The sequence below is a fragment of the Butyricimonas paravirosa genome (genome assembly GCF_032878955.1).
GTDB classification, from domain to species: Bacteria; Bacteroidota; Bacteroidia; order Bacteroidales; family Marinifilaceae; genus Butyricimonas; species Butyricimonas paravirosa.
Map to the genome: position 1 here is coordinate 4,586,668 of NZ_CP043839.1, position 14,725 is coordinate 4,601,392.

Here is a 14,725-nt window from a genome sequence, read left to right on the forward strand (position 1 = left end):
TGCATACACTAAAAATAATCTTTTACCGGCAAAACGAATGCTTTGTAGCGGATAATCTATATCTTTACCTTGTTTTTGTGGACGTGGGGAGAAATATACTTAAATATAAATTACTTTATTCATGAAAAAGAGCGTTATATTACTTTTGAGTGTTACCGCATTAGTAACGTCTTGTAAGGATGGAGCTAAGCAGGTAAACAACCCGTTAATGCAGAAGTTTGAAACCCCGTTTCAAGCTCCGCCTTTTGATAAGATAAAACCGGCGGATTACAAGCCGGCTTTCGAGGAAGGTATGAAACAACACAAGGCAGAAATTGAGGCTATCGTGAATAACCCGGAAGAACCGACTTTCGAGAACACGATCGTGGCTCTTGATAAAGCCGGGGAGTTGCTGAATCAGACCTCATCGATATTCTTTAACCTGTACGAGGCGATGAAGAATGATGAAATGCAACAATTAGCCATGGAAATCAGTCCTGCCGTAACAGCCCACGGGGATGAGATTAACATGAATCCTAAATTGTTTGCCCGGATCAAGGCATTGTACGATAAACGGGAGACTTTGGGATTGGATGCTCTGGCTTTGCGTACGTTGGAACTGTATTACAATGATTTCGTGCGTGGTGGTGCGAATCTGAATGATGCCGATAAGGCTAAGATGATGCAGATTAATGGTGAATTGGCTAAATTGAGTTTGCAATATGGTGATAACCTATTGAAAGAGACAAATGCTTTCACGTTGGTTGTTGATAACGAGAAAGACTTGGCCGGACTTCCGGAAACTTCTATTGCCGCCGCTGCGGCCGAGGCTAAAGACCGGGGAATGGAAGGTAAATGGGTTTTCACGGTTCAAAAACCAAGTATGATTCCTTTCCTGACGTATGCCCAAAATCGTGATTTGCGGGAGAAGTTGTACAAGGGATATTATATGCGCGGAAATAATGACAATGCTAATGACAACAAGGCCGTGTTAGCTAAAATGGTGAACTTGAGAACGGAAAAAGCTAAATTGTTGGGATTTGACACTTATGCCGCTTACGTGGTAGATGTGAACATGGCCAAAACCCCGAAGGCTATCTATGATTTCATGGGACGTGTGTGGGAACCGGCATTGAAAGTTGCCAAACAGGAATTGGCTGAAATGCAAGCTATTGCCACGAAAGAAGGAATGACGTCTAAACTGGAAAGTTGGGATTGGTGGTATTACGCGGAGAAGTTGCGGAAACAGAAATATGATCTGGACGAATCCGAGATGGCTCCTTATCTGAAATTGGAAAACGTGCGGGATGGAATGTTTGCGGTTGCCAATAAATTGTATGGAATCACCATGCATAAAAGAACGGATATTCCGTTATATCACCCACAAGTGGAGACTTACGAGGTGAAAGATGTTGACGGAACTTCTCTCGGAATTTTGTATTTGGATTATTACACTCGTGCCAGCAAGTCAGCAGGAGCATGGATGACCGAATTCCGTCACTACACGAAAGTGAACGGACAGGAAGAAATGCCGTTAGTTTCCGTGGTTTATAATTTCTCTCCGGCCGTGGGGGATGCTCCCGTTTTGTTGAGTTGGGATGACACGGAAACGATGTTCCATGAATTCGGACACGCCTTGCACGGATTCTTTACTCGTGGCGATTACCAGCGGATTGCGGGTACTATTCCTCACGATATGGTAGAGTTACCTTCACAGGTGATGGAGAATTGGGCGAGCGAACCGGAAGTGTTGAAAATGTATGCAAAACATTACCAGACTGGCGAGACTATGCCGGATGCGTTAATCCAGAAGATTCAGGAGAGCGGACATTTTAATCAGGGATTTGCGACGGTAGAATACGTGGCTGCGGCTTTACTGGATATGGATTGGTACTCTAATACAGAAGTGAAAGATTTTGACGTGAACGCTTTCGAGAAGGCCTCTATGGATAAATACGGTTTGATCAAAGAGATATTACCTCGCTATCGTTCCACGTATTTCTCTCATATTTTTGATGGCGGTTACAGTGCCGGATATTACGTGTATCTCTGGGCCGAAGTGCTGGACGCTGACGCTTTCCAGGCTTTCAAATCTTCCGGGGATATTTATAACAAAGAGCTGGCAGCCAAGTTTAGAAAATATGTCTTGTCAGAAGGCGGATATGCTGACCCTATGCAGCAGTATATCAAATTCCGTGGTCAGGAACCGTCAGAAGATCCTTTGTTGCATAAGAGAGGATTGAAATAACAGGAAAGTCCGTAAAGTTCGTAAGGTTTATAAAGTTTATAAGGTCTGTAAAGTTTGTGAATCCTTGTGGATGATTTGTTCATGATGGCATTGTTGCCAATAAATAGTCTGAAGGATACCAAAAACTTTTGACATTATGAACTTTATGGACTTTATAAACTTATTGCGATGTGTGTGCGTGTATTTGTTCTTTTGCTTTGTTTATTATCTGTACAGGGTGGAAGACTGTTTGCCGTGGTACGGGGAATTGATTCATTGGCTCGGAATGAAAAATGTGCTGTTGTAACAGGAGTCGTGTATGATGTACAAGGCGAGACGATAGCCGGGGTCAATATTATTGAAAAAGGAACGATGAACGGGGTAACTACCGATCGGGAAGGGAAATTCTCGCTTGAGGTAGATTTGCATGGAACGTTGATCGTCTCTTTTGTCGGCTATCGAACCCAGATCATCCCGATTGACGGGAGAACCGATTTCGTTATCACATTGGAGCATGATTATATTCTTTTGGATGACGTGATCGTGACAGCGTTGGGATTGCAAAAGAAAGAATCGGCCTTGTCTTACGCTACTGTTCAGGTGAACAAGAATGAGTTAGTCCGGGTGAAAGATCCGAACATGATCGTGGCGTTGATGGGAAAAGTGGCCGGAATGCAAGTGAACCGGAGTTCTTCGGGAATGGGTGGCTCCGTGAAAGTCGTGATGCGGGGAAGTCGATCCGTGGCCGGGAATAATCAACCGTTGTACGTGATTGACGGGGTACCGATGTTGAACGAAAGCAGTGAACAACCTTACACGGCTATCGGGGGAACGGCTGATGCGGGAAATCGGGATGCCGGAGATGGAATTTCTAATTTGAACCCGGAAGATATAGAGAGTATCAGCATCTTGAAAGGAGCCCCGGCTGCGGCCCTTTACGGGACACAGGCTGCCAACGGGGTTATCTTGATTACCACGAAGAAAGGATCAGCCGGGAAACAAGAGGTTTCTTTCACTTCCAGCGTGGTTTTTGATAAGGCGATGATGTTACCAAAGTTGCAGAATCATTACGGGATGAGCGATGAAATCGAGAGTTGGGGAGAGCGAGAGAATATAGCCACGGGTAACCCGATACCCTCTTTTTTCCGGACGGGAGTAACAGCGATTCACTCTTTGTCCTTCATGACAGGGAATGAGCGAGTGCAAACTTATTTCTCGTATGCTAATACCACGGGGAAAGGGATTCTGGAGAATCATAAGTTGTCAAAACACAATATTAACTTGCGGGAAACGGCGACATTTTACGAGGGACGTTTGAAAATAGACGGGAATGTGAATCTATTGAGTCAGCACGTGAAAAATCGTCCTGTTCCGGGAGGATTCTACATGAATCCGTTAGTTGGTCTGTATCGTTTCCCCCGGGGAATGGATATAACCGAATATAAAGAACATTTTGAAGTATGGAATGAAGATCGGCATTTGAACGTGCAGAATTGGCATGCCCCGACAGAGGATTTCGAGCAGAATCCATATTGGATACAGGAGCGGATCACGAGCCGGGATCAACGAATACGGGCTATTGTTTCCCTCGCATTGAACTTGAAAATTACAAATTGTTTTTCAGTTCAGGCCCGTGGAAACGTGGATTACGTGAACGATAAATTCCGTCAAAAATATTATGCCTCGACGGCTCCCGCGCTGGCAGGAGATAACGGGCGTTATATAGATTCCGGGAACGAACAGGTGCAAACGTACGGGGATGTGATTGGAACTTATAAAGGAAAGTTTAATGACTTTTCGCTGGATGTATCTTTAGGGGCCAGTATTAACCGGAAAAAAGTCAATGAACTTCGATACGATTCGAAGACCGCCTCTTTGAAATTCGCTAACGTGTTTAATATAGCGAACATAAACATGAATACATCTGCCTATATTTCAGAGCAGATTGATGCCGTCCGGGAGATGCAGTCATTGTTTTTCACGGCACAAGTAGGGTTTCGAGATTATTTATTTCTGGATGTTTCAGCCCGGAATGACTGGAGTTCTACTTTAGCGTACACGACCAGGGAATCGAGAGGCTTTTTCTATCCGTCCGTTGGTCTTTCATGGTTGGTGAATCGGGTGCTGAAATTACCCGAACAGGTGACGAGTGGTAAGGTGCGGGCCACGTGGAGTAAGGTGGGAAATGACATTCCCTTGTATATCACGAATCCCGTGGCTCACGTTCTGGCCGGAGGGGGAATACAGGCATCGGATGCGGCTCCTTTTGAAGAGATGAAGCCGGAGATGAGCTTGTCAATGGAGGTGGGAACGGAATGGAAATTCTTTGGTTCTCGCCTGCACGTTGACTTTACCTATTATCAGACGCATACCAAGAATCAGTTTTTCAAATTACCGGCAAAAGATGGTGACGAGTATGCCTATCGTTACGTGAATGCTGGAAATATTCAGAATACAGGTGTCGAGCTGATGATTGAGGGTACTCCGGTTGAGATTAAAAATTTCAGTTGGAAGACAGGAATAAATTACGCTTTTAACAAGAATAAAGTGGTTCGTTTGCACGCCGAGTTACCCGTGTTTCAATACGGGCCTTATGGTTTTTCATCCAGTTTCGCGATGAAATTGAAGAAAGGAGGGTCTTTCGGGGATATATACGGTAAGGCGTTCAAGCGGGATGCTGACGGGAAAATTCTTTACGAGACGGATGGGGAACATCAAGGATTGCCGATGATTGAAGGAGATGGGAACACGGTGAAAGTGGGAAATGCTAATCCGGATTTCACGTTGGGATGGACGAACACTTTCTCTTGGAAGGGATTGGTGTTGAGCTTGCTGGTAGATGGTCGGTACGGGGGTAAAGTGTTGTCGCAGACACAGGCCGACATGGATATGTACGGGGTGACAAAAGTTACCGGGGATGCACGGGACAAGGGGTACGTGATGCTGGAAGGAGAGAAGATTACTAACGTGAAAGGGTTCTACAAGTCTATCGTCGGGGGACGTGCCGGGGTGACGGAATATTATATGTATGATGCCACTAATTTCCGTTTGCGGGAGTTGGCTTTGGGCTATACCTTCCCCAAGCGCTGGATGGAGGCAACGAAGTTTTTCCGGGATATTCAGCTGGCTTTTACTGCCCGAAATTTATTTTTTATATACAAGAAAGCGCCTTTTGACCCGGATCTGATTCTTTCCACGGGGAATGATAACCAAGCGATAGAAGTGTACGGGATGCCCACCACGAGAAGTATGGGATTCAGTTTACGTGTCATGTTTTAATTGGAAGAAAGAATGAGAGGTTTAATCTACATGATAATGGGGTTGATGTTCGTCTCTTGCACGGGACGTTTCAGGGACTTGAACACGGATAATACGGGAATCACGGATGAGGATATGCAAGTCGATCTGAATCACCTGGGCATACCGTTAAACGTGATTCAGCAAGGGATTTATTTTAACTATGATTACGGGAAGGGGAAGAATTGGCCTTATCAGTTGATGCAGAATCTGAGTGCCGATATGTTTAGCGGGTACATGCACGATTACAAACCTCTAAACGGTGGAAGTCATAACTCCGATTATAATCTGCAAGACGGGTGGAACGGGACGTTGTGGGAGAATACCTACGCTTACATCATGCCCCAGATTAAACGACTGGAGGATTCTACCCGGTTAAAATACCCTGCCGTCTATGCTGTCACTGAAATATTGAAAGTGGAGGTGATGCATCGGGTCTCTGATTATTATGGTCCTGTCATTTACACGAGTTTCGGAAATAAAAAAATGATATACCTGCCGGATTCGCAACAGGATGTTTATTATCGTTTTCTGGATGATTTGAAAACGGCGGTGGGGATATTGGAAAATCACGTGAATTTAGCTGGCTACACACCTGAATTTTCCCGTTTCGACTTGTTGTTGGATGGTAAGGTCGAATCGTGGATTCGGTTTGCCAACTCGTTGCGTTTGCGTCTGGCAATCCGGATGGCAATGGCCGATCCGGATAGAGCCCGGCAAGAGTTCGTGGACGCTTTCGCTGATCCCCACGGTTTTTTTGAAGAACCCACGCAACAGGTGGCCGTGACGACAGACAATGAATATACTAACCCGTTGGGCGAGATTAACCGGGTGTGGGGCGAGGTGTACATGAATGCGTCCATGGAATCTATTCTGAATGGTTTTGATGATCCCCGGCGGGAGGCTTTTTTCGAGCCTTGTCCCGATGATGTTCTTTTGCAGGATCGGGAGGGACGGGATTCGGTTCGTATCCCCTTGAAAGGGCAGTACCGGGGAATCCGTCAAGGAACCATGTTTGCCCACACGCTTTATTCCGCTTTGTCGAAAATATACGTGAATGTCCGGACGAAACCGATTCTGATGACGGCTGCCGAGGTCTGGTTTCTGCGGGCGGAAGCCGCTTTGCGGGGATGGACGACGGAGGACCCCGGAATTTGTTACGAACAAGGCATCCGGTGTTCATTCTCCCAGTGGCAGGTACCCGATGTGGAAACTTATTTGCAGAGTGATTGTCGGGCGGCTGATTTCGAGGATGCCTTTACCCCCGGGAATAATATCAAGGCTCGTTGTCTGGTTACTCCCCGTTGGGATGATGCCGCCTCTGACGAGATGAAACTGGAACGGATTATCACGCAAAAATGGCTGGCAGTTTTCCCGGAAGGTTGCGAGGCATGGGCTGAACAACGAAGGACAGGTTATCCGAGATTATTCCCCGTGCGGTATAATAATAGTCGTAACGGGTGTGTTGACACGGAAAAGATGATTCGTCGTCTGAATTATCCCTCTTCTATTCTTGATAATGATAACGGGCAATACGAGATGTTGGTCGATGCCTTGGGAGGTCCGGATCATGCCGGAACTCCTTTGTGGTGGGATACTGGACGGAATTTTTAGGCACCTTGTTTATTGCGGCAAGAGAAAAAGATATAAAATTTTAGGCTATAAAATCGAAACTTTATCAAGTTCTTTTCGTTTCTATAGGTGTTGAAAACGAAATAAAAACGAACTTTTAAATATTTATAGTTATGATGAAAGGAAATATCGGTTTAGATGCTGCAATGATTAAATCCAGCAAAACCATTTTGAATAACCTGTTGGCTGATCATTTTGTTTTACTCGCTAAAACTTGGAATTACCACTGGAATATGAAGGGCCCGAGTTTCAGGTCTTATCACACTTTTTTGGAAGATCTTTATAACGGCTTGATTGAAGATATAGATAGCATTGCCGAGCGTGTTCGTGATTTGGACGAACGTCCTATCGGTTCTTTGAAGGGATGTTTGGAGCATAATCGTATCAAAGAACATGATGATGAAAAACCGCTTCCCGATGCAAAGGGTATGCTGGCAGCTTTGCTGGACGATAATGCCGAGGTGATTCGACAAATTCGTACCGATTTGGAAACCATGGAGAAAGAAGGATCAAAGGACTTCGGGACATCCAATTTCTTGGAGGATATGATCGAGAAGAAAGAAAAAGTAACTTGGATGATCCGGGCCCATTTGGAATAGGGATAGATTTTTTTGTTATTAGTGAATGGAAAGGGATTGCTGTGATGGTGATCCCTTTTGTTGTGTGTATAATAATATTCTAATCCGATGTTTTTGTATCTTCGTGGCGAATAATTACACGAGATGGAAGATAGAGAGATTAGCGATATATTGATTCGTTGGTACGAGGAGAATAAACGGGACTTACCGTGGCGAAGGACTTCCGATCCTTACCTGATCTGGATTTCGGAAATCATACTTCAACAAACTAGGGTGGTACAAGGATTGGAGTACTTTAACCGATTCACGGAGCGATTTCCCGACGTGGCGGCTCTTGCCCGGGCGGATGAGGACGAGGTGATGAAGTACTGGCAAGGGTTGGGGTATTATAGCCGGGCTAGGAACCTGCATGCGGCAGCCCGGCAGATCATGAATGATTTCAGTGGTGTTTTTCCCCGTACACGTGAAGAAGTGCTTTCGTTGAAAGGAATTGGTGATTACACGGCAGCGGCTATTTGTTCTTTTGCCTACCGGTTACCCTATGCAACCGTGGACGGGAATGTATTCCGGGTATTGGCCCGGTTGTTTAATATAGATTTACCCATTGACGGGGGAGAAGGGAAGAAATATTTTACGGCATTGGCTCAATCCCTGTTGGATGAACGTCGTCCGGATTTGTTCAACCAGGCAATGATGGAGTTCGGGGCGTTGCAATGTATACCCAAATCACCAGATTGTGAACATTGTCCTCTAAATGGGAAGTGCCTGGGATTAGCCGCCCGGCAAGTGGAGCGATTACCCGTGAAAAGTGGGAAGACCGTGGTGAAACCCCGTTATTTTAATTATTTGTATATACATGGGCAAGGTATGACCCTTTTATTTAAGCGAACGGGGAATGATATTTGGCGTAATCTCTACGAGTTCCCGTTAATCGAAACGGAACGTGCGGTTACGTGGGAGGAATTGTCCGGGATGGCTGTTTTTCAAGAGTTATTTGATGGTATCGAAAAGGTTGAAATTATCCGGGAGTATGTGGCAAAGAAACACGTTTTGTCTCATCGGGTGATATACCCTGTATTTTATGAAATCCGGGTCGATTCGTTTTCAGAGAGTATGGAAAAATATTTGAAAGTGCCTGATGATCGGGTGGGAGAATATGCCGTTTCCCGATTAATTCAGTCATATCTTGAAGTGCGAGATGGTTTGTTGTTTTAAGAAATAAAAGTTCATTGTTTGTCGATCGCTGTTGAAAAAAGTTTATTTTTGCACTAATGCGAAAAAGTGATCGAGATATATTGGATGTGTTCGTGAAGAACCGTAAGGAAGGAGTTCGGATGTTGTTTGATCAATATTATCGGCCTCTCGTGCTGTATGCGGGAAGTTTGATTGATGATGATACGATGGCAGAAGATCTCGTTCAGGAATTTTTCGTGCGTTTATGGGAAGATGATTATCTGAAGCATATCGAGGAAAAGGCTCTTAGTTCTTATCTTTTTTCTTCTGTTCGCAATAGTTGTTACACTTACACGCACAAGAAGGATGTGTTGCGTAGACGGGTGGATTACACGGCTATTGACGTGGCCGCAGACACGGCCACGGTGCTGAATCAGGAAATTGTGGATCGGGTGACGACTGTTATCGCTCGGATGCCGGAGCAAACGAGGAAAGTGGTGGATTGCGTGCTGATGCGGGATATGAAATATCAGGATGCGGCCAACGAGTTACAGGTGTCTCTAAACACGGTGAAAACGTTGTTACGTAATGGAATGCGTATATTGCGGGAAGAATTAAAGGGAGATGAAGAATTGATTCTGTTACTTATCCTATCCAAGAGCTTGGGAGATTAACCCCTTGCTATTCTCTGATGTATTATGTTTGGTTTATTGTTACGTGTTTATAGATCACTTAGGTGGTAATGTCAGATCTGTTTAATTTGTATTATGTCTGTTAAAATGGCGGCTATAAGTGGGCGATAAGGCGGCGACAAGGCGGCGATAGCGCCCAACAGTCAGGCAACGGTCAGGTAACAGTCACTCAAAATTAGAGAGAATGGTAGGAGTTACCGTTTTTTAAGTTTATTTTTTCGAAAAAAATGTGCCTCCATTCACCCGTTTTGATTTTTATTTAGTCCTACTTGTAAAAAATAAGAATAAGTATGGCTATTTCAGACTACATGGAAGACTTAATTTATCGAGTTCTAGTGGGAGAGGCGAGCGTGGAGGAACGGGAGGAGTTCGAGGCGTGGTTGCGGGAAAATGCTGAACACCGTGTCTTCTTTGAAAAAATAGAGCGGGCCTGGTACACGGGAAAGTATGTGGCCCGGTGGAAGAACGTGGAGATGAGTGCCGCATGGAAAGCAGTGGAACACAGGAAGGAACAGAGGCAAAGGCGTCATTTCAGACGAATCGGGTGGAGTGTGGCTGCAAGTGTGGCTGTGCTGATTGGGATTACATGGCTTGTGGGATCGTGGGAAGAAGAAATTCCCTCTTCGGTTGTGGCTCAGTCCCCGGTGGTAAAACCGGGTGAGGCGAAAGCTCGCTTGGTGTTGTCATCTGGATTTGAGGTTGAGTTGGGATGCACGAATGGGGATACGATCCGTGAAAAGGGTTTCCCAATTTTGAACGGGAAAGAATATATTGATTATAGTAAACAGGAAAATTCCTTACAGGGAGATGTTGTGTATAACGAGTTGATCGTTCCGTCGGGGGGAGAGTATCGATTGGTTTTGTCAGATGGTACGGTGGTTTACATGAATTCTGAATCTCGGTTAAAATATCCGGTAAAATTTGTAGGGGATGAACGAGTCGTGAAATTGGAGGGTGAGGCATATTTTGAAGTGACTCGTGATGAGAAGCATCCTTTTATAGTGCGTACGGAACAATTGAACGTGAAAGTATTGGGAACAGGCTTTAACGTGATGGCTTACAAGGGAGATGCTCGCACGGAAGTAACTTTGGTGAATGGGAAAGTGGACGTGACAAGGGGAGATGTTAGCGAGATTTTGACTCCAAACAGTCAGTTCGTGGTAGATAATGAGAGTGGGAAATGTCGGACTCGTGCGGTGAATGTGAGTACGTATGTCGATTGGAAAAATGGTTTGCTGAATTTTGATGCCATGCCATTGGAGGAGTTGGGGGATAAATTGGGGCGTTGGTACGGAGTGAAATTCTTTTTTAGTAAGGAGAGTTTGAAACATTTGAAATTTTCCGGAGCTTTCAAGAAATATAATAATATAGATTATATTCTTGCTTTGATAGAGGCTACCACGAATGTATCATTTAAAATTAATGGAGATGTGATTGTCGCTAATGAAAAATAAATTGTAAAACCAGTTTCTTAAGGGAATAAAAATACCGGAAAGTGTTAGGGCCACGATCCGGTAATTCCTCCTGAGGGGAAACATTAAGTATCACTTAACTTACAAATGTATGAAAAAAAGTAATGTCTTGTGGCTTATTTTGATAAAAAATAAGCGGCAACAAATGTGGAGAATTATGAAGTTAACTTGGATTTTATGTGTCTGTTTTGTGTGTACGTTATCAGCAAATGTGATGTCACAACAGAAATTAAGCATGAATTTGGGGGAGACATCCATCAAAAAGGTTTTTGAGGAGATTCGTAAACAAACCAATAAGGTCGTAATTTACAATGACGATCGGTTAACAATGCAACAAAAGGTGATGGCAAATTTTAAAGATGTGGAATTGGCCGTGATATTGGAACAGATTCTTGTTGGGAGCGGGATGACCTATAAATTCGTGGATGATTATATTTTGATCACTCCCGTGGTAAAAGTGGAAAAGGATAGTGTACGAACCATACGGGTGAGAGGTCAGGTTTGTGACACGAAAAAAACACCTTTGCCCGGAGTGACGGTTATGGTGAAGGGGGTGACTCTTGGGGTGGCTACGAATACGAAGGGAGAGTTCTCAATGATAATTCCTAATCCTCCCAAAAATTTATCTTTGATATTTTCTTTTGTCGGAATGGAAACACGTGAAGTTGCGTATACAGGGAAAGATACGATTAACGTGGTCTTGAGCGAGGTTTCGGAGACTGTGGATGAGGTTGTTGTTACTGGTTACCAAAGAATTCGGAAGACGGATATGGTTGGCTCAACGAATACGGTTAAACGAGAAGATATGTTTTTCGATGGAACTAATAGTATAGAACAAATGTTACAGGGAAAACTTCCCGGAGTGGTGGTGATGAATACGGGAGGTTTGGTGGGGACACGTCAGAAAGTACGTGTACGAGGAACTTCGACTTTACTTGGTAATCAAGAACCGGTTTGGGTGGTTGATGGTATTATTCAAGAGGATCCACTTCCTTTCGATGCGCAGGCTCTGAATGACTTGGGAGATAATTTTGATATGATCAGTAACTTTGTGGGTAATAGTATCGCTTGGCTGAATCCTAATGATATTGAGGATATTACCGTGTTGAAGGATGCTTCTGCTACTGTGTTATACGGGGTGAAGGCTGCTAACGGTGTGATCGTGATAAACACGAAACGAGGTAAAAACGGACGATTGTCTGTTACTTATTCGGGAGGTTTAACCATCACTGAGAAGTTAAATTATAAGAAGATGAATTTGATGAATTCAAAAGAAAGAATTGATTTCTCTCGAGAGGTTTATGAAAAACGTTTATTGGGTAAAATTCCGACAACTTCCGTGGGGTATGAGAGAGAGATGGAAAGATATATGAATAAGGAAATCACATATGATGAGTTTAATGCGGCAGTAAAGGAGCTTGAAGAAATGAATACAGATTGGATGGATATTTTGTATCAAACTCAGTTAAGTCATAGTCATAGTATTAGTGTTTCAGGTGGTAGCGACAAAGTGACTTATTACAGTTCTTTGAATTATGTACAAAATAAGGGGGCGGCGAAGGGAAATGAATCAGAACAATTGGGAGCTTCTTTTCGGATGGATGCTCATTTGAGCAAAAAAATCAGGGTTGGATTTGGGTTGAATGCCAACTACGGTGTAACCGATGGATTTTATATTGCCAATCCCTATTCTTATGCATTGTCCACGAGCCGGGCTATTCCTTGTTTTGATGAAGATGGAGAGTTGTTTTTCTATGATCGGGCGGATGGATACAAGTTCAATATCCTGCATGAACTGGCGGAAACGGGGAATACCAATGACAGGCGGACTTTTAATATGACGGCGAATTTTGATTATGACATTCTTCCGGGGGTACGATTCGAATCCTTGGCTAGTTTTGGGTCAAATAATACGGTGGGAGAGTCGTATGCGTCAGAATATAGTTATTATATCACGGCTATTCGGGGGTATGAGTTCGGACAATATTTGAAGGGAGACCCTGTTTATGAACGTTCGCAATTGCCTCATGGCGGTGAATTGAATAACACGGAAGCAAGAAGTTCTTCATTCACGTGGCGGAATAGTTTGTCGTACAATCAGTTATTTGGTAAGCATAGAATTGGTTTTGTCGTTGGACAAGAGAGTCGTAGTACGATAAACAAGCAGGTGTCAGCGGTGACGTATGGCTATTTTCCTAATAGAGGGAAAAATGTGACCTTGCCCCCTCAGTTGATTTCTTCGGGTGCGAATCCCATTTATCAGAAGATTAAAACCGAGATAGTGGATAGGACTTCTAATTTCTTGTCTTTTTATGGTAGTATGACGTATTCATTTGATGAACGTTACGTGTTTACGGCTAGTGTGCGTTCGGATGCCTCCAATAGATTCGGACAGGATAGTAAGTCTAAATTCCTTCCGGTATGGTCACTAGGTGGACGTTGGAATGTGCATAATGAGTCATGGATGCAAAATCAGAAGGTGTTCAGTGAATTGAATATACGTGTTTCTTATGGGTGGCAGGGAAATGTTGCTGAAAATTTTGGACCGGATCTTATTGCCAAACTTCCAACCAACGTGGTGAATAACGTGACGGGTGAGTATGAGTTAGAAATAAAATCATTACCCTATGCTGATCTCCGCTGGGAAAAGACGAAAACTATTAATTTGGGAGCGGATATGGGGTTGTTTAAGAATCGGATTATGTTATCCGTTGAGTATTACATGAAACGAGCTGAAGATTTGATTATTTATAAGAGTGTTCCGGTTAGTTACGGGATTGAAGAGATGCCTATTAACGGGGGAACGATGAAAAATGAAGGAATCGAGTTGAATTTGAGTACAACGTTGATCCGACTGAAAGATTTCGTTTGGAATATTTCAGTGAACACATCTAAGAACCGGAATAAGGTTAAAAGTACTATACTGCCGGATAATTCGTGGTTATCGGCTGTTAGTGGGCAATTGAACAAGAGTGGTTATCCGGTTTCTGCTTTCTGGGCTTTCGAGTTAAAGGGACTTGATCCTGTAGATGGAACACCTATATTTGATATTCCGAATAAACAGAATAATCCGGAGGGTATCGGGGTAAATGATGCAACGGAATACATGAAGTATATGGGAAAGATGGAACCTGATTTTACAGGTGGTTTATCTATGTCTTTCAGGTATAAAAATTTATCGTTGAGTAGTGGTTTCACCTTGAGTATCGGGGGAAAGCGTTTTTTGCATCCTTTGTTCCAAAGTAAAAATTTTCCTTATTCGCTCCCGAGTGCTTATGACAATTATTCAAAAGAGTTCGTGAAACGATGGAGGAATCCGGGAGATGAGAAGTATACGAATATTCCGTCTATCCCTTCAGCGGGAACAGGAAATGTTAATATCGGTTTCCCTTCTGGTTATCTTAATAGTAACGTGTATGAGATGTATGATTATTCGGATGTCCGGGTGGTTAATGCCTCTTTCTTGAGATGTAATAATTTAACATTAACTTATAATTTACCGCAAGAATTTGTGAAACGTATAGCTTTGAAAGGAGCATCGATTTCTGGCTCTATGAGTAATCCGTTTATAATTGTAAGTAAGGACTACAAAGGGGTAGACCCGGAAGTTGCAACGGGAGGTCAACCTTTGTCGAGAATTTATTCAATACGTTTAAATGTCACTTTTTAATAGCA

Annotated in this window: 8 protein-coding genes; all 8 read left to right on the forward strand. The window is 43.6% G+C overall.

The features are described 5' to 3' along the window. Positions 1-121 precede the first annotated feature (121 nt). The 8 genes from F1644_RS18525 (at position 122) to F1644_RS18560 (ending at position 14,720) form a co-directional block, all read left to right on the forward strand. Positions 122-2,227 (forward strand): M3 family metallopeptidase, encoded by a 2,106-nt coding sequence (locus tag F1644_RS18525; protein ID WP_124315780.1) that lies wholly within the window; start codon positions 122-124, stop codon positions 2,225-2,227. Positions 2,228-2,395: 168 nt separating this feature from the next. Next, positions 2,396-5,485: a SusC/RagA family TonB-linked outer membrane protein gene (locus F1644_RS18530; protein ID WP_168044433.1), complete on the forward strand. Its 3,090-nt coding sequence runs from the start codon at positions 2,396-2,398 to the stop codon at positions 5,483-5,485. A 12-nt stretch (positions 5,486-5,497) separates the two neighbouring features. Continuing rightward, positions 5,498-7,117, forward strand: a complete 1,620-nt coding sequence (locus F1644_RS18535; RefSeq protein ID WP_118305740.1) for a SusD/RagB family nutrient-binding outer membrane lipoprotein — start codon at positions 5,498-5,500, stop codon at positions 7,115-7,117. A gap of 131 nt (positions 7,118-7,248) precedes the next feature. Continuing rightward, positions 7,249-7,734 carry a Dps family protein gene (locus F1644_RS18540; RefSeq protein ID WP_229782459.1) on the forward strand — a complete coding sequence of 162 codons (486 nt, stop codon included), beginning with the start codon at positions 7,249-7,251 and terminating at the stop codon, positions 7,732-7,734. Positions 7,735-7,857: 123 nt separating this feature from the next. Next, complete coding sequence (gene mutY / locus F1644_RS18545; protein ID WP_118305739.1) at positions 7,858-8,928, forward strand: A/G-specific adenine glycosylase; 1,071 nt, start codon at positions 7,858-7,860, stop codon at positions 8,926-8,928. Between the two features lie 56 nt (positions 8,929-8,984). Continuing rightward, positions 8,985-9,560: a sigma-70 family RNA polymerase sigma factor gene (locus F1644_RS18550; RefSeq protein ID WP_118305738.1), complete on the forward strand. Its 576-nt coding sequence runs from the start codon at positions 8,985-8,987 to the stop codon at positions 9,558-9,560. A 308-nt stretch (positions 9,561-9,868) separates the two neighbouring features. Next, a complete protein-coding gene (locus F1644_RS18555) occupies positions 9,869-11,032 on the forward strand; it encodes a FecR domain-containing protein (RefSeq protein WP_168044431.1) in 1,164 nt (387 codons plus the stop codon). Between the two features lie 175 nt (positions 11,033-11,207). After that, entirely contained in the window at positions 11,208-14,720 is a 3,513-nt protein-coding gene (locus tag F1644_RS18560) for a SusC/RagA family TonB-linked outer membrane protein (protein ID WP_229782458.1), read from the forward strand. Positions 14,721-14,725: the final 5 nt, after the last annotated feature.